The following is a 17,109-nucleotide window of genomic DNA, read 5'->3' as shown; positions in this document are numbered from 1 at the left end:
TCGAACTCGAAAAATAAACACCTAGTATTGATCACATTTTCATCTCATTACCGAAGATAAAATTTAGCGAATTCAACATTAATGCGGGATAATTTCCATCATAAGGTCTGGGTTTACTTTCTATTGAGGTTTGAGCATGTTTTCTTATGAGCATCTATTGGCATTTTGCACCACGTACGAAGCATCTTCATACAGCGCAGCTGCCAAAAAGTTAGGCAAAGACCGCACCACAATACGAGACCAAGTAAAGGCCGTCGAAGACTTATATGGCGTTACGCTATTTGAAATCATCGGAAAGAAAGCAACACCGACTCAAGCGGCTGATCATATCTATCAACGCTCCAAGGTTGTGTTGAATAACACTGAGAAGCTCAGCACCTCATTAGAAAACATCTATATGGATGAGATGCTGACGCTCAATATCTATCACGACATTTCGCTACCACTCAATTTGGCTGTCAAAATCGAGCACGCTTTACAACAAAAATGCCCTGAACTTCGTGTGCATTGGCTGCATCGTAATCGAGAGGACGCGTTTGATAACATTGAATCTGAATCGAACAGCATCGCGCTTATGGAGCATAAAAACATCCAACGTTTTAGTAAAAATATCGAGTTCTTCTCTTTGGGCTATGGCAAGCTAGGTATGTATGCAGGAAAAAGAAGCAAACTCCCTCACCTCAACGCGCTGTCAATTGAAGACTTAAAGTTAGACAAGCAATATGTGAGCGAAAACCATTTCAACACGCTACCAGAGCTCTATTTTATTTCCCCCCAGTACCACCTAGTCAGCAATAACGACCTCTTATTAGAATTGGTAAAACATGACGGTTGGGCAATCATGAGTACCGATCTAGCAAAGCCCCTAGTCCAGCGCGGCGAGTTGGTAGCTCTCCAAGTAAAACAGGTCGCAAATCATTTTAATTTTGGACTAACCTTGTATTACCCAGTATCAATGGGTAACAAAGAACCACTACCTACAATCAAGAAAATCACTCAAGCACACTTCGCCCCATAGTTATATTAATGGGTTAAGGTAACAATATTAACGTGTTATCTAGCCATATTGATGGATTTTAACCCGCATATGCGAATTTTTCGTTTCTAGATTCAATGTCATGATGATTGCGTTCTCAAATTACAAAGGCATTCATCATGAATAAGAAAATTTTATCTACCGCTATTATTGCTACCTTCTCTATGGGCGTTGTTACTGCCGCCGAAGCATGTACCCGCTTGCTTTGGGATACACAAGATCAAGGCACATTCGTTTCACGTACAGTGGACTGGTCAGAACCAACCAACGTCCACCTCGTCAACATTCCAAAAAACAGCGCTTACCTTACCCACTTAAATAACTCTAACCAAGTAACCTCTAAATATGATGTCACTGGATTAACAACTTATGGGCAAATTACTGATGGTATGAATAGTGAAGGGCTTAGTGGTAATGTGCTGTACGACCGAAACATGGATACAGATGACTCAACGCAAGCTGACGACTTAGGTACGCTGACCTACCTTAAACATGTTTTATCGCAGTTTAGTACTGTTGAAGAGGCCGTTAAATTCGTTGAAAAATCGCAACCTGCCATTGAATTCGTACCCGGTATTCCCGTTAGAATTGCTCTGCACATTAGCCTTCAAGACACATCGGGTGACTCAGCAATTATAGAATTTAGAGCAGAAGGACCTCGAGTATGGCATGGCGCGGAATACACCGTAATGACCAACCAACCCGATTACGACCAACATCTGGCCAATGTAGAACGCTCTAAACGCGGTTGGGGGCCAAAAGAAGCACAATACTCACAAACCAACTTAGGGACTGGCGGTAATGCCAACCCAGAAGACAGGTTTGTACATTCAAGTTACTACATGGAACACCTTACGGAGCCGAGCAGCGTGATCAACGGTATGGTCAAACTGGACTCGCTTACTTACAAGATCCCACATGATGCGCCAATTGCACCCATTGATGGTGTGATGTCTGGCTACGCGACGGAATACGCGGTTAACTATCACCTACAATCAGGAGAAACGTTGCTTCGCTATCAGTGGGGAGATGACTTCACTCAGCTTCAATACAACATGCGAGATATCCAAGAATCTGGAAAAGCGATCAGCTTCCAGTTAATCCAGCCGGGTTTGATTGGAGATGTGACTGAAACGATCATTAAATCTGCAAACTAATCAAACTAAGCACGCGTAAACCTGAGACAAAGGCCACTTGGCCTTTGTCCTATTCATAATCAACACTCCGCTTCAACCAGAGTGCATCTACCGCGCTCTCACTCTCATCTTATATTAAGTACCTTTCAAAGCGATACTAAAGGTGGGTCTACAAATTCTTAGTTGCGTAACCCTTCAGTACTTCAACCAAACCTTTATACACATTGGTATTTTCAAAACTCGTTGGATAGAAGAATGAGAGCCCGAACTTCGCGCTGTGTGAAAGCAACTCATTGAACTCTATTCGGCGTAGCTGCTTCGTATTCACCGCTTCGGTCGCTAAGCTTTTTGGAAGTAACGCCCAGCCATTCACTTTCACTAATTCCAATAACATATCGTTATTACTAACGGTGCGAAAATACGGTGATATGCCCAACCACTCTGGCATGGTTTTGCTTTGGTTTTCACTGATGTATTGCGTTTCTAATTGAAGATCTTCAAGTCGAATCTCACCGATTTTGAACAAAGGACTATCAATCCGTGCGTAGGCAGCAATATCACCGTCACCAAGTTTGATGGCGCTGATTGGGTATTCCGACATGTTTTCCATTCGGTGCTGCATGATCGCAACTTTGTTGTGCGCTTGTGTCACATCAACCAAGATCTCATCTCGATTTCGATGCAGCCAATTGAGCACCATGTCAGGGTGAGCCTTCAAAACATGCTGTTCTATCTCCACCACTAAATCATTGGGCATCAGGGTATCGTGATAAAAATCTAAACGGGTCAGCTCTTGTTGATAAGCATTCATCATTCTTAGATGCAATCGCTCACTGTTTTGCACCAGTAGTTTTGATTGCTTATAAATAGAACGTGCAAAGCTGGTTGGTACTGCCTTTTTTCCTTCAATCGTAAATAAAATGGTTCGATAGCTGTCTTCTAGCGCTTTCACTTGTTCTCGAATGGTCGTTCTATCTTTACCAATCGCTCTTGCAGCCTTGCTATAGCTCTGTTCGTCATACGTCGCACAGAATGAGTTTAAGTGTTCATAAGAAAACATCCCTACCACCTTAGATAATTAATGTTTGGTTTTACCCATCATTATGCGTTATTAGAAACGTAATAACACTGCTAAATTAGCAACAAATGTGAGGCGAAGAGAGTTTTCACTCTGTATTTGAACGATAAAATTCGCTTCTCTATGTATTGGCAGTAAGCCCAGAAGTTAGCTATACACACTTATTTGAACAGAGTTACGCATTGCTAATTATGGGTTTACCGCCTCTCTTTTCTTATCACTTATCCGTGAATACAAAGAACTGACTTTCTAAGCGCTCACAGGAAGATTGATTTTCCAAAGCGCGATGGTCGACTGAATCCTCTCATAGAACAAGGCCGTTAGTTGAGAGCAATAGGATCCATTATGAAAAAGCTACTTCTCTCAACGGTTATTGCTGGCCTAGTCGCCACACCTGCTTTCGCCGAAACCTCTACTAGCCCTATCACGCTCTATGTATCGAACGACATCATTACTCTTTCAGATCACGATCATAGCAACGTCGACGCTATCGCAGTCCAAGACGGTAAAATCCTCGACCTTGGCGATCAAAAAACACTCACCACTAAGTACCAATCAAAAGATGGTTTTACGATTGATAAATCATTTGAAGATCGCGTTCTTACACCGGGCTTCGTTGAACCTCACGTTCACCTTTGGCTGATGGCGTTATTGATCGGCACAGACTTTATTACTCCTGCTGATTGGGATTTACCGTGGGGCAACGTTGTAGGCGTAATAGGCCATGATAACTACTTAGCCCGTTTAACTGAGTTAGAAAGTGAACTGGCAGAAGGCGAACCATTGGTAAGCTGGGGCTACCATCACTATTTCCACGGCAATGAAATGAGCCGTGAGTTGCTGAATAACATTTCTGAAGACCGACCAATTATCATTTGGCATCGTAGCTTCCACGAATTGTTCTTCAACGATGCAGCGATGGAAATGCTAGGTTGGTCTGAAGAAGACTGGACTGGCGAAGGCTATAACTACGATCAGCTAGACTGGGAACGAGGCCATGCTTATGAAGCTGGAGCTAAAATCCTTCTCAATGATGTAATGAGCTTCTGGGTAAATAGCGGCATTTTTGCAACGGGGATGGAGCGAACCAAAGATTACATCCACTCTGGTGGTATCACTACCGCGATTGACCCAGGTGTTGTTGCAACACCAGAGATGTTCGAACAAGTAGTCGACATTCTTGAAGACGGTAACTTCCCAATGGATTACTGGTTAATGCCAGCCGGTAACTTTACCTACATGATGGCGGATAACGACCCTGCCAAAGGTAAAGCGATTGCCGAAGGTTTGACTCAACACCCGTCTTATCAAGGTGAACAGATCAAATGGCTACCTAAATTCGTTAAGTTGTTCTCAGACGGTGCAATGTACAGCCAGTTAATGCAACTTAAAGATGGTTACACCGATGGCCACTCAGGTGAATGGTTGCAAGAGCCTAAAGATCTTGAAGCAAGTATGCGTCCTTACTGGGAAGACGACTACACGATTGTTATCCATGCCAATGGTGATCTAGGCTTTGAGACTGCACTGAACATTGTCGACAAGCTTAACAAAGAAAAAGGCAGAGACGATCACAGAACCAGCTTCCATCACCTAGGTATTACCGATAAAGACGACATCCCTAAAGCCGTTGAACTTGGCGCAAACTTTAGTGTAAACCCTTACTACACACATATTCTGGCTGAGCTTTACTCTGAACAAGGTATCGGTCAAGAGCGTGCAGAAGTGATGGCGCGTGGACGTTCATTCATCGATGCGGGTGGTATTTTATCATTGCACTCAGATTCACCAATGGCACCAGCGCAACCACTAGGGTTGGTTTGGGCTGCTGTAAACAGAATCGGTCTGTCTGGCAAAACGGTAATGGGACCTCAAGAGCGCATCACGGTTGATGAAGCAATGCGCGCAATCACGATTGATGCAGCATACACAGCACGTCTAGAAAATGAAGTTGGTACCATTGATATCGGTAAAACGGCCAACTTTACGGTACTTGACGACAACCCATACACAGTAAAACCTGAAGACATCAACAAGATAAAAGTTGAAGCAACGATTTACCAAGGTATCCCTGCTCCTGTAAAAAACAGTAACTCTGGTTTAGCCATGACTGAGCAAAATATGAAAGTTGTGAATGTAATCAACAGATACCACAACGCTCACGGTCCTCACCACCACCATGATCATGACCACGATGTGTGTGCGACAAGCTTGTACTTCCAACACGCTCTTACGGCGATTCAACAGCAATAACGTAAGCGCAATAACGATGAACATTGCTCTAAGCTGAGCGAAAGCATCTCAATAGCTTAAGCTTGATTGTTCTCAAAAAGTGATAGTCTGACCTCAGCGTCCGCTATCACTTTTTCTTTTTATGGTACATGTTTACCGATTCCGCTCTACAAAAAGCCCTTATTCAAATGGCCCTATACAAAACTCTCTAAACCAATCCGACACGCTCTCACACCTTCAATCCCCCTATCTCACTGATTTCCATATCACGGGCAAATATCCCGACACTTCACAGATCATCGAGAACGTTTGCCGTTCGGTGGCGCAACCTATTAGCCACAACATAGCTCAACAGGTGCGGCTTCCTAAATAAGGCTCTAGCGAATTGAACTCATTACATGAACAAGTATGTTCGTCATGCTTGGCAGTTGGCACTTAGCACTTAGCACTTAGCTGGGAGAGATAAAGCGCCCCGCAACTCCTCATCAACAGTGACACCTTATTAAATCCTTGCAGAACCAAAGACTTTTTCATCACTGATAACTCGTCAAGATACGTAGCTCATTGGTCACCTTCTCTCAATGTACCCTTGAGTACACACCTCCTCATTTTAACTGGCTAACCTCTTTTCGTAGCATCTCACTTCGCCTTATGAAAGCCACACAAATCTGATTTGATTGCGCTGTTTACCTCCATAACTGCGCCATTCTTCATCAGCCAATCTTCTCTTTTGTTCTCCTTTGATGACACCGGTATTGAAACGTCTATCAAATAGATGAAATACAATGAAAATTCAATAAATACAAAAGCTTAATAAAAACATAAAAACTTCAAAATTAGTTTTATCATCACCAAAATCGATAACATCGACCCGGTCAATTACAACTCAGGTCAATACTATGTCTACCATTTGGGAATTAGATATGGGTTATCTAGAGTCACTTGGCAAGGAGCTACGCGGATACATTAAGGATGATGAAGTGACGGTATTACCCCAGCTTAGAACGCAATATCTTGCCGAGCTAAATGCAGTTATTGAAAAGATGGTTTCGTCTTCAGCGAAAACAGATCAAATGGAAGCATTGGTAAAGGTTTGCCAACATATTGCGACAACGGTGAACACTTCTCGCTATCACCGACTTAGCCAATGTATCGAGCGTATTCACTCACTCGTCAACAAGTTACGTCACCAGCAGAACGCGAACTCGCAGCCTCTTAACGCGGATGCATTGTTTTTTCTCGCGCAAAACCATGGCATTGCGATCTCAAGACACGACCTCAACGACGGTAAAGCAAGTTCGGTGTCCTTCGCTTATCAGCAAGGTTATCTGTCCATTTCAGAAGCGTTTGATGCATTGAGTGCACTGTTTAAACATCAACGCCATTCACAACCGGCCAACACGCTAAACAGCCCTACTTATCTATCTCAATGCGCTTAGCCAGATTACGTTCTAACAATAAGATTTAATTATGAAATTTTTATCATTACCCTTTTGTTTAGCTCCACTTTTTTTATCGTCTTTAGCTAATGCAAGCCAACCATACTCTGATACATTAACCGGTGATTGGGGAGGAAATCGTAGTCACATTAAAGACAACGGACTCTCGCTCGATGCTGAATACACCAACGTTTACCAATCGGCGGTTTATGGCTCACCATCAAATTCAAATGAGTTCACACACCGTTTTGATCTGTTTGCAGCGCTTGATACCGAAAATGCAGGCCTATGGAATAACGGCACCTTTCGCACCCAGTTGATCTATCTAAACGGAGATGCGAACGACTTTGGCTTCTCGAGTTTGTCAGTACCTAATTCAGCCCATTACGCAGACAGCAGCAGCCCTTTCTTCTCATCCTTGTATTACACACACAAGTTTGATGACAACACCAACCTACTTTTTGGCAAGATCGACGCGTTTGAGCTACTACGAAATGCGCCATTCTACGGTGGTGCAACTCGTCATGGATTCATGAACATTGCTTTTTCTGCTCCACCAAGTGGCGTGACACCGCCATCATTTATTGGCGGCATCCTGAACCACACCATCGGCGATACACGAATCATGGCGATGATTTATGATCCAAGAGATCGATACGATGACAATTTAGGGTTCAATGATTGGTTTGATGATGGCGTGAACTTCTCATTAGGTGCGACTCACTCATTCAAACTGTTCGATAGAAGTTCTACGTTTGGTATGTCTGGTACATACAGCACTGAAGAAGGAGTGGATTACTCGTCTTTGGGTGAAACAGCGAAATATAAGTACAACATTCGAGCTCAAGCAACACACAATATCTACGAGAACAATGACGATACCATCGCGGTCTATCTAAGAGCAGCAGCGGCAGACGGTAATCCAAATATCATTGATGGAACGTTTGTTGGCGGCTTTGGAGGCAACGCTTTCTTCTTCGACAGACCTCAAGATCAATGGGGCGCGGGCTACTATTACTACAACTTGTCTAATGCGTTACAAAACAGCATTAGCGATTTGCCACTAGGAGCTGAATTAAAAGACGAGCAAGGTTTTGAGATCTACTACGCGTTCCAAGCGACGCCATGGTTAACCTTTACCGCGGATGCGCAATACGTCACACCTGCAGTCAGCACTCAAAGCAAAGTCGCGTTGTTTAGCCTAAGAACGAATATCGTTTTCTAACGTCACCGCATAAACTAAGACGCTCTAAATAAAAAGAGCCTGATCATCAATGATCAGGCTCTTTTTTTGATTGTCACATTGAATCGAAATTCATCGTTTAAGGCGTGCCAACCTCAGATAAAGACACCAATTGTTTAGTATATTCATGCTGCGGATTACCAAACAAAGTCTCAGTGTCACCTTTCTCTATTACCTCGCCTGCTTTCATCACAATGGTGTAATGACACAAGGATTTCACGACATTCAGATCATGGCTGATAAACAGATAGGTTAGGCCATACTTTTCTTGAAGTGACTTCAACAAATCCAGTACTTGAGCTTGGACGGTTCTGTCTAATGACGATGTTGGCTCATCGAGCAAGATAAACTCTGGTTTAAGGATCAAAGCACGAGCAATCGCAATACGCTGCCTTTGTCCGCCAGAAAATTCATTTGGGTAACGGTGACGAGTCTCAGGATCGAGGTCGACCTCTTTCATTACATCGCAGATGCGTTGGTCGAGTTCAGTGTCGTCCAATTGTTGATGTACTAACAAACCTTCGCCAATCACCTGAGCGACTGACATTCTTGGGTTTAGCGCAGAAAACGGGTCTTGAAAGACCACTTGCATACGGCTTCTAAACGGTAGCATTTGTTGGCGGTTTAAGCCTTGAATTTGTTCGTCAGCGTAGGTAATTGAACCTTCACTCTCAACCAACTTCAATATCGCCATACCGGTTGTCGATTTACCAGAGCCACTTTCGCCAACTAAACCGATTGAGTGCCCTTTCTTCAAAGTGAACTCCATGTCTGTTACGGCTTTGACATGAGAAATGGTTCGCTTAAATAAACCGCCCGTAATCGGGAACCAAACACGAAGTTGATTAACATCGAGCAGAGGTTCACTTTCCGGAGAAACTGGAACGGGCAAACCTTTCGGGTCAGAGTTGATAAGCTTTTGCGTATAAGGGTGAGCTGGCGCATTAAAGAGTGTTTTACAGTCATTACTTTCAACTAAGCGGCCATATTTCATTACCGCCACTCTGTCGGCAATCTTACGAACGATACTTAAGTCATGGGTGATAAAAAGCATCGCCATACCGAGCTCTTGTTGCAGGTCTTTCAACAAATCCAAAATCTGCGCTTGTACCGACACATCCAATGCTGTTGTCGGCTCATCAGCAATAAGTAGCTCTGGCTCATTGATCAGCGCCATCGCAATCATTACGCGCTGACGCTCTCCACCTGATAGCTCGTGCGGGTACGCTGATATCTTCTGCTCTGGGTAACGAATACCCACCTTTGAAAGCCACTCAATCGCCAAGGCTTGTGCTTTGTTGGTTCGCATTCCTCGGTGAATAGAAAGAATTTCAACCAGCTGCTTACCAACTCGGTGAAGTGGGTTGAGCGAAACCATAGGCTCTTGGAAGATCATACCGATTCGGCCACCACGAATCCCTCGCAATTGCCTTTCAGAACAACTCAGAATATCGGTGCCAGAGAAGTTAATCTTACCGTTTAAGTAGTGGGACGAGCCTTTAGGCAAAAGTTTTAGAATCGAGTTAGCTGTAACCGATTTACCGGAGCCACTCTCGCCCACCAGTGCAAGTGTCTCTCCTTTGTATATCTCCAACGAGACGTCTTGCGTCACTTGTTCTATCGAGTCTTTACGCCCGAAACCGACAGACAATTTATCGATGGTCAGAACTGGAGATGCATTAGAAGCCACCGCTGTAGACCCTGAAGTAGGAGCTGTATTTGAAGTCATAACCGATCCTTACTTCTGTTGATGTGGGTCGAAAGCATCACGTACCGCTTCACCAACGAAGACAAGTAACGTAAGCATCAGTGAAAGTACGACGAAAGCTGAGATACCAAGCCAAGGCGCTTGCAAGTTAGCTTTACCTTGCGCCAATAGCTCACCTAATGAAGGCGAACCCGCAGGCAAACCAAAGCCTAAGAAATCTAATGAGGTTAACGTAGTGACCGAGCCAGACAAGATAAACGGCATCATGGTTAACGAAGCAACCATCGCGTTGGGTAGCATGTGACGAAGCATAATGCGTTTGTCGTCAACACCCATGGCTTGCGCGGCTCTTACGTAATCAAAGTTTCGACAACGTAGGAATTCAGCTCGCACGATGCCAACCAAACTCATCCAACTGAACAGCACCATAATTCCGAGCAACCACCAGAAATTAGGTTCGATAAAACTGGAAAGGATAATCAGCAAGAACAGAGTCGGCATGCCAGACCAAACTTCAATGAAGCGCTGCCCGAACAAGTCGACCCAACCACCGTAGTAACCTTGTGTCGCCCCGACTACGACGCCGACCACGCTCGATACAATCGTCAGAATAAAACCAAATAGAACGGAAATACGGAACCCATAAATGATGCGAGCTAGCACATCGCGCCCTTTATCATCGGTTCCTAGCCAGTTCACTGAATCTGGCTCCGATGGCACCGCGCCTGAAATATCGAAGTTTATCGTATCGTAGCTAAAAGGAATGATTGGCCACACGATGTAACCGTTGTCTTCAATGAGTTCGATAACATACGGGTCTTTGTAGTCGGCTTCGGTTTCAAACTCGCCACCAAACTCTGTCTCGGCGTACTCATTGATAACAGGTACAAACCACTGATTATCATAAGAAACCAAGAGTGGTTTATCGTTGGCAATGATCTCAGCGAACAGGCTCAATCCAAACAAGATGGTAAATATCCAAAGGGAGATAAAACCACGCTTGTTTGCTTTAAAACGTAACCAACGAGCTTCAGCTAAAGGGTTGTTAAACATTTATTATCAATACCTTGTTATTCGTTCGCCATTAACGCGCTTCAAAATCAATTCGAGGATCAACCCAGGTATACGTCAGGTCGGAGATAATGCTCAGCACCAAGCCAAGCAAGGTCATGATATAGAGAGAACTAAACACCACTGGGTAATCTCGCTGAATAGTCGACTCAAAGCCAAGCAGGCCGATGCCTTCGAGTGAAAACATCACTTCAATCAACATAGAACCCGTGAAGAAAATACTAATAAATGCACTCGGGAAACCGGCAATAATGATCAGCATGGCGTTACGGAAAACGTGCTTGTAGAGAATACTGCTCTCGTCCAAGCCTTTCGCTCTCGCGGTGACCACATATTGCTTATTGATTTCATCAAGGAAGGAGTTTTTGGTCAACATACTGAGTGTGGCGAAACCGCCGATGACCATAGCGAAAATAGGCAAAGCCAAATGCCAGAAGTAATCGCCAATTTGTTGATACCAATTCAGTTGGTCGAAATTACTCGACACGAGTCCACGCAATGGGAACCAACTGAAGTAGTTACCACTCGCGAACAAAATAATCAGGATAATCGCAAACAAGAAGCCCGGAACGGCATAACCGACAATCACCACCGCACTCGACCAAATATCAAACCGAGAACCGTGATGTATCGCCTTCATGATGCCCAAGGGTATCGAGATCACGTAGATGATTAACGTACTCCACAACCCTAAAGAAATGGAGACGGGCAGCCGCTCGATGATTAAATCAATAACGTTACCGCCCTTAAATAGGCTTTCACCAAAGTTAAAGGTTGCGTAATTTTTCAACATATCGAAGTAACGAACATGAATTGGCTTATCAAAACCAAACTGCTTTTTGATCTCTTCAACCACTTCAGGATCAAGCCCGCGTGAGCCTTTATAGCCACTGGCAGACGCTTGGTCACTTTCGCTTAAATCAACTTCTTGTCCACCACCAGAAAAGCGCTCCATAATTCCAGAGTTATGCCCTTCTAATTGGGCAACAGCTTGCTCCACCGGGCCACCAGGGGCGATCTGAATGATGAAAAAGTTGATGGTGATGATCGCCCACAACGTGGGGATCACCAACAGTAAACGCCGAAATATATACGCGGCCATGCTAACTAACTCCTAGCGACGTTTTTCAGGAAGCAATGCCGCCTTCTCTTCTGAAATCCACCATGTATCAATACCTAAATCGTATTTAGGCAATACATCTGGACGCTCAAACTTGTCCCACATTGCAACGCGATATTCACCAACGTGCCATTGAGGGATGTTGTAGAAATTCCACTGCAATACGCGGTCAAGTGAACGACCTAGTGTAAGAAGCTTTTCAGGATGTTGTTGGTTACGAGCAATTTCTTCTGTTAACGCGTCAACCACCGGATCCATTACACCTGCAGTATTGTAAGTAGAATCAATGTAGTTAGAGTTCCAAACGATCATTAAGTTCGGGCTAGGATAAGGGTTGGCCGAAAACGATGAAGACACCATATCGAAATCGCGATCACGAAGACGCTTGATGTACTGAGTGGTATCGATAGTACGAATCTTCATTTCGATACCCATGCGTTTCAGGTTCTTTTGAACAGGTGTTGCGATACGTTCTGTGGTTGGGCTGTAAATCAGCAACTCAAACGACATCGGCTTGCCGGTCTTTTCGTTGGTCATCACTTTGTCTTTCAATACCCAACCCGCTTCTTTCAGCAGTTTGAAAGCGGTACGCATTTGGCTACGAATACGGCCGCTGCCATCGGTGACTGAAGGTTGGAATTCTTCGGTAAACACTCGCGCTGGAATCTGATCTTTGTACTGAGACAGCAATTCAACTTCAGCTGCGCTTGGTAAGCCTTTCGCCTCATAGTCGGTGTTCTGGAAATAACTACGAGTACGTTTGTACTGACCATAGAACATGTTCTTGTTCATCCACTCAAAGTCCATCGCATAGGTTAACGCTTCTCGAACTTTAGGATCTGAGAACACAGGAGATTGAATATTGAAGACAAAACCTTGAGTCGTTTCAGGCTTCTCATGGTTGATCTCTTCTTTAATGATGTAGCCTTTATCGAAGTTCGCGCCTGTGTAAGAGTTGGCCCAGAACTTAGCCGAGTTCTCGGTTCGAAGATCGAACTCCCCTGCTTTAAAAGCTTCCAACATTACCGTGTCGTCACGGTAGTAATCGTATTGCACTTGCTTGAAGTTATTACGGCCAACGTTGACTGGTAGGTCTGCTGCCCAGTAGTTTTCATCTAGGCCGTAGGTCACACTTTGCCCAGATTTATAGCTAATGATCTTATAGGGACCACTGCCTACTGGTGGCTCACTTAGAGGTTCAGACAGCTTTCTGTCTTTCCAGAAATGCTTCGGCAACACACGAGTGCTTTGCGCAAAGCTAAACAGCTTCTCGCGGTTTGGCTTGTTCATCTCAATTCGAACAACCAAATCAGAGACAGCCGTTACTGATTCAATCTCTTTGTAATACACGCGATACTGAGGCACACCTTCTTTCGAAAACTTGTCAAAGGTGAAGGCAACATCGTGAGCCGTGATTGGTTTACCATCTTGGAATTTAGCATTTGGGTTGATGTTGATTTCCATCCAAGTGAAATCACTGGCGTAGCGAACCTTTGAGGCGATCAATGGATAATACGCATCGATCTCGTCGCTCGGAGAAAACATCAAGGTATCGTAAATCTCCCCCGTATAGCTGGCAGCAACGCCGCGGGAACCGAATCGATTAAAGCTATCGTAGGTACCTATGCTGCCATAAGTCACTTTGCCTACTTTTGGCGCATCAGGGTTAACGTAATCGAAGTGAGTGAAATCGGCTGGATATTTTGCTTCACCAAAACCAACCAATTGTGTGGTTTCAATAAGGGTGACAGTAGGAGTTGATTCGGTATCAGAAGCGTGTGTGACGGAGGGATATAGAGCAATAAGCGGCAGCATGACTGCACATGACTTCAAATTAGACCTGAAAAACTGAGTGCGCTGCAAGGCTTTGCTTCGGAAATCTGTTCCCATTTGACTCTCCCTTCAAATGTTATGAATTCTATATTCAAGTTGATTAATCGGCTTTGAATGCATGCCGTTAAAACAAGTATAGGTTCAAATCTAACATCATGTAATAACTAATAAAACCATCAGCACTTCATCTCTGACGGTTTATTTACAATTAACTCGTCACCGCTCGAAGTTATTGGATGCAGTTGGCGCTGATTGCTTTGATTCCTTTAATTAGCTTGGTGGCGCTGGAAAGAACGGGGGAAGGAGATTGCTCTAGCGAGAATGACATAAGCCTCCACGGTTTAGATTCCCTTTGATTCGCTTTGAAAGTGAAATTTAGGTTCTAAATAATCAACAAACTATACTTTACTGGAGTATCCTTGCTGCTTAGGTCTAAATGGAATGACACTTTGAACAAACCAAACCACATAACATTTGCAACGTTCAACCTGCTGAACTATCTCGAACCGCCGAATGCGTATTATGATTTTGAGAACATCTACAGCTTCGATGAATGGCAGAAGAAACAGCACTGGATGGCTGAAACGATTCGTTCATTAGATTGTGATGTGATTGGCTTTCAAGAGATATTTAGCCCACAGTCTTTAGAGCAATTGATGAACGAGCTAGGTTATCCATACTTTGCAGTCGTCGATAGCGCAGACGTTGAAGATGATTACCTATACACCTCCCCTGTCGTTGGTATCGCATCCCGCTACCCAATTGAAAATGTACAGCCTGTTACGCCAGATTCGAAGTTACTGACAGCGTTCAACCTTGGAGACAATTTCTCATTCAACAGAACGCCTGTTCATGCCACGATTACGTTACCCCATTTAGGTTCAACCGACTGTTATGTGGTGCACTTCAAATCACAACGTCCGACAGAACCCAAAGCAGAATCTATCGATGTGGATAACGCTCAGCAAGGTGAAAAATCACAAAGTGACACGCTCACTCGCTTCCACCAAGAGCAACTTGGCTCTTGGTTATCTAGCGTGCAGCGCGGCCTTGAAGCTCAGATGCTGCATCAATACATCACCAATCATCGTTACCAAACCGATCAGCCTGTTGTGTTAATGGGTGACTTTAATAAGCCTCTATTCAACGACGAGTTTAAAGGGCTATTAAGTTATTCAATAAACAGAGACGAAAACAGCAAGCATTGGCTTTCCCACTTCCGGTTAAAAGACAGCTGGGATATTTATCATCAATTGCATGAACAAGACTTACTTGAACAACGCAAACCAACCCACTATTACGGTGCCTCTGGTTCTGTTCTGGATTACATTTTAATGTCGAACGAATTTGACTGTCAGAACTCATCAAGCATGATGGAAATCTCTTGCTACACAGTGCTCGACCATCACCTCATCAATCCCAGCTTTGAACACGACCAATTCAGTACTGACCATGCCATCGTTGCTGTCACCGCTCATATCCGTGAAGCCTAGCTATTCGATTACATCTTCAATCGAGAGTTACATGAGTTGAACATGAAAAAAACCGCAGTCAAAAACTGCGGCCTTCCACTTTAGCTAAACGGGTTGAGCCAACCTACGCCCCATTTAGAAACCGATTTACCGTTTAGCAAAGTGTGAAACTTAGAATGTGTACATTGCACCAAGATAGAATGAAGCCAATACGATATCTTTCTCTACCTTTTTTCGGTTCCAAGAGTTGCCCTCGTCAACTTCTACTGTAAATGCATCGGCTTCATAACCAAGTCTCAGGCTTAACTCAGAAAGCTTTTCTGGGGTGTACTCAACGCCAAAACCAACTCGTACACCTGCACCTGAATCATCTAAATCAGAACTTGAAGGGCGTGAACCGTCTGAATACTTCATATCGAGATCGATTGAAGATAAGCCAATTGTACCAAATGGGCGAACGCCATTATCAAACGTATAACCAAGGTTTGCAGCAATCGAAAAGACTTGAGGAGTCCATGTAAAGCCAGCGTTGCTTCTTAAAGGATATTTAGCAACCACATCACCATAATCCGTGTACTGAAGCTCAAGTGATACAATACGGTTAAACTTATAGCCAGCAATGATTCGGTAAGCATTGTCTTCTGCTTCAAACGTCACTGGCTCTTTAATTGATGAAAATAGTCCACCATCATCGACGCCAGAAGTACCAATGGCACCACCTAGATACAAACCACTGTCCGCTGCCATTACATTGTTTGCTGCAAATGCTGACATCATTGCGATGCTTAGAATTAATTTATTGCCCATTACTATTTGACCTTACTTAATGCAAATCAAGATTGTTACGCCTTCCTGTGCTGCACAATCTTGTTAGAGTTACCGACACCCCGTCGAATTCGCGAACATGATAGGCTCACAGAAAACAAAAAAATAAATAAAAATGTAATCACTTTATAACCCCAGACAACAGAATTAGTTAAAACACCATAAGAGCCTGAATAAAAAAGAAATAAAAAAACACCTAACGTTTGTTTGAACAATCTATTCCCTTCCAAATCATCCGGTTTTTAGGTTTTTCCACCTCGCACTTACGCAAGCTTACTTTCAAGAGTGGCGTGATTTTGCATAATCCACACGCTTTAGTAGCTTGCGACTTAACTCAATCTCAACCATTCAGAATAAGACGAATAGAAACACGATGAACCACACAATAGAGCTCAACGGCTTAATCATTGATACTGACTCTCGAACGATTACTAATGAACAGGGTAATAAAATCACTTTACGCCCTCACCTACTTTCGGTGCTCTGTTTACTGGCAGAAAATCTAGGGGATCCCGTTTCTAGGGAAGATATTATTGATATGTGCTGGGAAGGGGAACTCACTTCTCCTCACATACTTGCTAACGTCATCTATAATCTGCGTAATGTTTTTACGCGTTTAAGAACACCAGACATTCAGATAACCACAATCACCAAGTTTGGCTACATTTTGTCGGTTGACCCTACTTAATTAAATTTAAGCGACATTACATTGTGTCAAAACTGTATGGGCAACAAGCCGTAGCGCACTCTTTATATCTCCATTGAGAACGTATTTATGCAATCAATGGCGTTGATTAAGATCACTAAAAAACGCCCCATCGAAACGTTTCGATGATCGTTATCACACTCTAGCAAAGTGAAGAGTGCAAATGATAAATCAGACACTATTATCACTATCGAAACGTTTCGATGGTTT

13 protein-coding genes are annotated in these 17,109 nt (G+C 43.7%); 7 read left to right on the top strand and 6 right to left on the bottom strand.

What is annotated here, in order from left to right:
* Nucleotides 1-136: 136 nt before the first annotated feature.
* Both ACED60_RS00410 and ACED60_RS00405 read left to right on the top strand, forming a co-directional pair.
* Nucleotides 137-1,018: a LysR family transcriptional regulator gene (locus ACED60_RS00410; protein ID WP_009844919.1), complete on the top strand. Its 882-nt coding sequence runs from the start codon at nt 137-139 to the stop codon at nt 1,016-1,018.
* Nucleotides 1,019-1,155: 137 nt separating this feature from the next.
* Nucleotides 1,156-2,193 (top strand): linear amide C-N hydrolase, encoded by a 1,038-nt coding sequence (locus ACED60_RS00405; RefSeq protein ID WP_012600794.1) that lies wholly within the window; start codon nt 1,156-1,158, stop codon nt 2,191-2,193.
* A 148-nt stretch (nt 2,194-2,341) separates the two neighbouring features.
* On the opposite strand, the gene ACED60_RS00400 is transcribed toward ACED60_RS00405, so the two are convergent.
* The gene (locus tag ACED60_RS00400; RefSeq protein ID WP_102535101.1) at nt 2,342-3,232 is read right to left on the bottom strand and encodes a LysR family transcriptional regulator; all 891 of its coding nucleotides are present in this window, start codon (nt 3,230-3,232) and stop codon (nt 2,342-2,344) included.
* A gap of 363 nt (nt 3,233-3,595) precedes the next feature.
* Between ACED60_RS00400 and ACED60_RS00395 the strand changes: the two genes are divergently transcribed.
* The 3 genes from ACED60_RS00395 to ACED60_RS00385 all read left to right on the top strand — a co-directional run bounded on the left by ACED60_RS00395 (nt 3,596) and on the right by ACED60_RS00385 (nt 8,146).
* Nucleotides 3,596-5,503, top strand: a complete 1,908-nt coding sequence (locus ACED60_RS00395) for an amidohydrolase (RefSeq protein WP_371726632.1) — start codon at nt 3,596-3,598, stop codon at nt 5,501-5,503.
* Between the two features lie 878 nt (nt 5,504-6,381).
* Nucleotides 6,382-6,921, top strand: coding sequence for a hypothetical protein (locus ACED60_RS00390; RefSeq protein ID WP_371726631.1), 540 nt, complete (start codon nt 6,382-6,384; stop codon nt 6,919-6,921).
* 31 nt (nt 6,922-6,952) lie between these two features.
* Complete coding sequence (locus ACED60_RS00385; protein WP_135381885.1) at nt 6,953-8,146, top strand: carbohydrate porin; 1,194 nt, start codon at nt 6,953-6,955, stop codon at nt 8,144-8,146.
* 97 nt (nt 8,147-8,243) lie between these two features.
* Here the strand turns inward: ACED60_RS00385 and yejF are convergent, their stop codons facing one another.
* Genes yejF through ACED60_RS00365 form a run of 4 tightly spaced genes read right to left on the bottom strand, consistent with a single transcriptional unit; the run spans nt 8,244 to nt 13,953 of the window.
* On the bottom strand, nt 8,244-9,893 hold the full coding sequence (gene yejF, locus ACED60_RS00380) for a microcin C ABC transporter ATP-binding protein YejF (protein WP_371726630.1): 1,650 nt from the start codon (nt 9,891-9,893) through the stop codon (nt 8,244-8,246).
* A 9-nt stretch (nt 9,894-9,902) separates the two neighbouring features.
* The gene (locus tag ACED60_RS00375) at nt 9,903-10,925 is read right to left on the bottom strand and encodes an ABC transporter permease (RefSeq protein WP_009844912.1); all 1,023 of its coding nucleotides are present in this window, start codon (nt 10,923-10,925) and stop codon (nt 9,903-9,905) included.
* Between the two features lie 31 nt (nt 10,926-10,956).
* On the bottom strand, nt 10,957-12,045 hold the full coding sequence (locus ACED60_RS00370; RefSeq protein WP_004730359.1) for a microcin C ABC transporter permease YejB: 1,089 nt from the start codon (nt 12,043-12,045) through the stop codon (nt 10,957-10,959).
* 12 nt (nt 12,046-12,057) lie between these two features.
* Complete coding sequence (locus ACED60_RS00365; RefSeq protein ID WP_371726629.1) at nt 12,058-13,953, bottom strand: extracellular solute-binding protein; 1,896 nt, start codon at nt 13,951-13,953, stop codon at nt 12,058-12,060.
* 392 nt (nt 13,954-14,345) lie between these two features.
* Between ACED60_RS00365 and ACED60_RS00360 the strand changes: the two genes are divergently transcribed.
* Nucleotides 14,346-15,389, top strand: coding sequence for an endonuclease/exonuclease/phosphatase family protein (locus ACED60_RS00360; RefSeq protein WP_371726628.1), 1,044 nt, complete (start codon nt 14,346-14,348; stop codon nt 15,387-15,389).
* Nucleotides 15,390-15,539: 150 nt separating this feature from the next.
* Here ACED60_RS00360 and ACED60_RS00355 read toward each other — a convergent pair whose 3' ends face one another.
* Nucleotides 15,540-16,175, bottom strand: a complete 636-nt coding sequence (locus ACED60_RS00355; RefSeq protein WP_371726627.1) for a porin family protein — start codon at nt 16,173-16,175, stop codon at nt 15,540-15,542.
* A 391-nt stretch (nt 16,176-16,566) separates the two neighbouring features.
* Between ACED60_RS00355 and ACED60_RS00350 the strand changes: the two genes are divergently transcribed.
* The gene (locus ACED60_RS00350) at nt 16,567-16,881 is read left to right on the top strand and encodes a winged helix-turn-helix domain-containing protein (RefSeq protein WP_017099336.1); all 315 of its coding nucleotides are present in this window, start codon (nt 16,567-16,569) and stop codon (nt 16,879-16,881) included.
* The last annotated feature ends 228 nt before the right edge of the window (nt 16,882-17,109 follow it).

The sequence above is a fragment of the Vibrio sp. 1F279 genome (genome assembly GCF_041439815.1).
Taxonomy (GTDB): Bacteria; Pseudomonadota; Gammaproteobacteria; order Enterobacterales; family Vibrionaceae; genus Vibrio; species Vibrio tasmaniensis_A.
The sequence above is the reverse complement of the archived record's forward strand: the minus strand, read 5'-3'. Positions and strand labels throughout refer to the sequence as shown.

What these genes read in the sequence shown, in the direction of transcription:
- ACED60_RS00350 (WP_017099336.1), top strand. Translation starts at nt 16,567, where the DNA reads ATGAACCACACAATAGAGCTCAACGGCTTAATCATTGATACTGACTCT.
- ACED60_RS00390 (WP_371726631.1), top strand. Translation starts at nt 6,382, where the DNA reads ATGTCTACCATTTGGGAATTAGATATGGGTTATCTAGAGTCACTTGGC.
- ACED60_RS00410 (WP_009844919.1), top strand. Translation starts at nt 137, where the DNA reads ATGTTTTCTTATGAGCATCTATTGGCATTTTGCACCACGTACGAAGCA.
- ACED60_RS00405 (WP_012600794.1), top strand. Translation starts at nt 1,156, where the DNA reads ATGAATAAGAAAATTTTATCTACCGCTATTATTGCTACCTTCTCTATG.
- yejF (WP_371726630.1), bottom strand. Translation starts at nt 9,893, where the DNA reads ATGACTTCAAATACAGCTCCTACTTCAGGGTCTACAGCGGTGGCTTCT.
- ACED60_RS00375 (WP_009844912.1), bottom strand. Translation starts at nt 10,925, where the DNA reads ATGTTTAACAACCCTTTAGCTGAAGCTCGTTGGTTACGTTTTAAAGCA.
- ACED60_RS00385 (WP_135381885.1), top strand. Translation starts at nt 6,953, where the DNA reads ATGAAATTTTTATCATTACCCTTTTGTTTAGCTCCACTTTTTTTATCG.
- ACED60_RS00370 (WP_004730359.1), bottom strand. Translation starts at nt 12,045, where the DNA reads ATGGCCGCGTATATATTTCGGCGTTTACTGTTGGTGATCCCCACGTTG.
- ACED60_RS00395 (WP_371726632.1), top strand. Translation starts at nt 3,596, where the DNA reads ATGAAAAAGCTACTTCTCTCAACGGTTATTGCTGGCCTAGTCGCCACA.
- ACED60_RS00400 (WP_102535101.1), bottom strand. Translation starts at nt 3,232, where the DNA reads ATGTTTTCTTATGAACACTTAAACTCATTCTGTGCGACGTATGACGAA.
- ACED60_RS00365 (WP_371726629.1), bottom strand. Translation starts at nt 13,953, where the DNA reads ATGGGAACAGATTTCCGAAGCAAAGCCTTGCAGCGCACTCAGTTTTTC.
- ACED60_RS00355 (WP_371726627.1), bottom strand. Translation starts at nt 16,175, where the DNA reads ATGGGCAATAAATTAATTCTAAGCATCGCAATGATGTCAGCATTTGCA.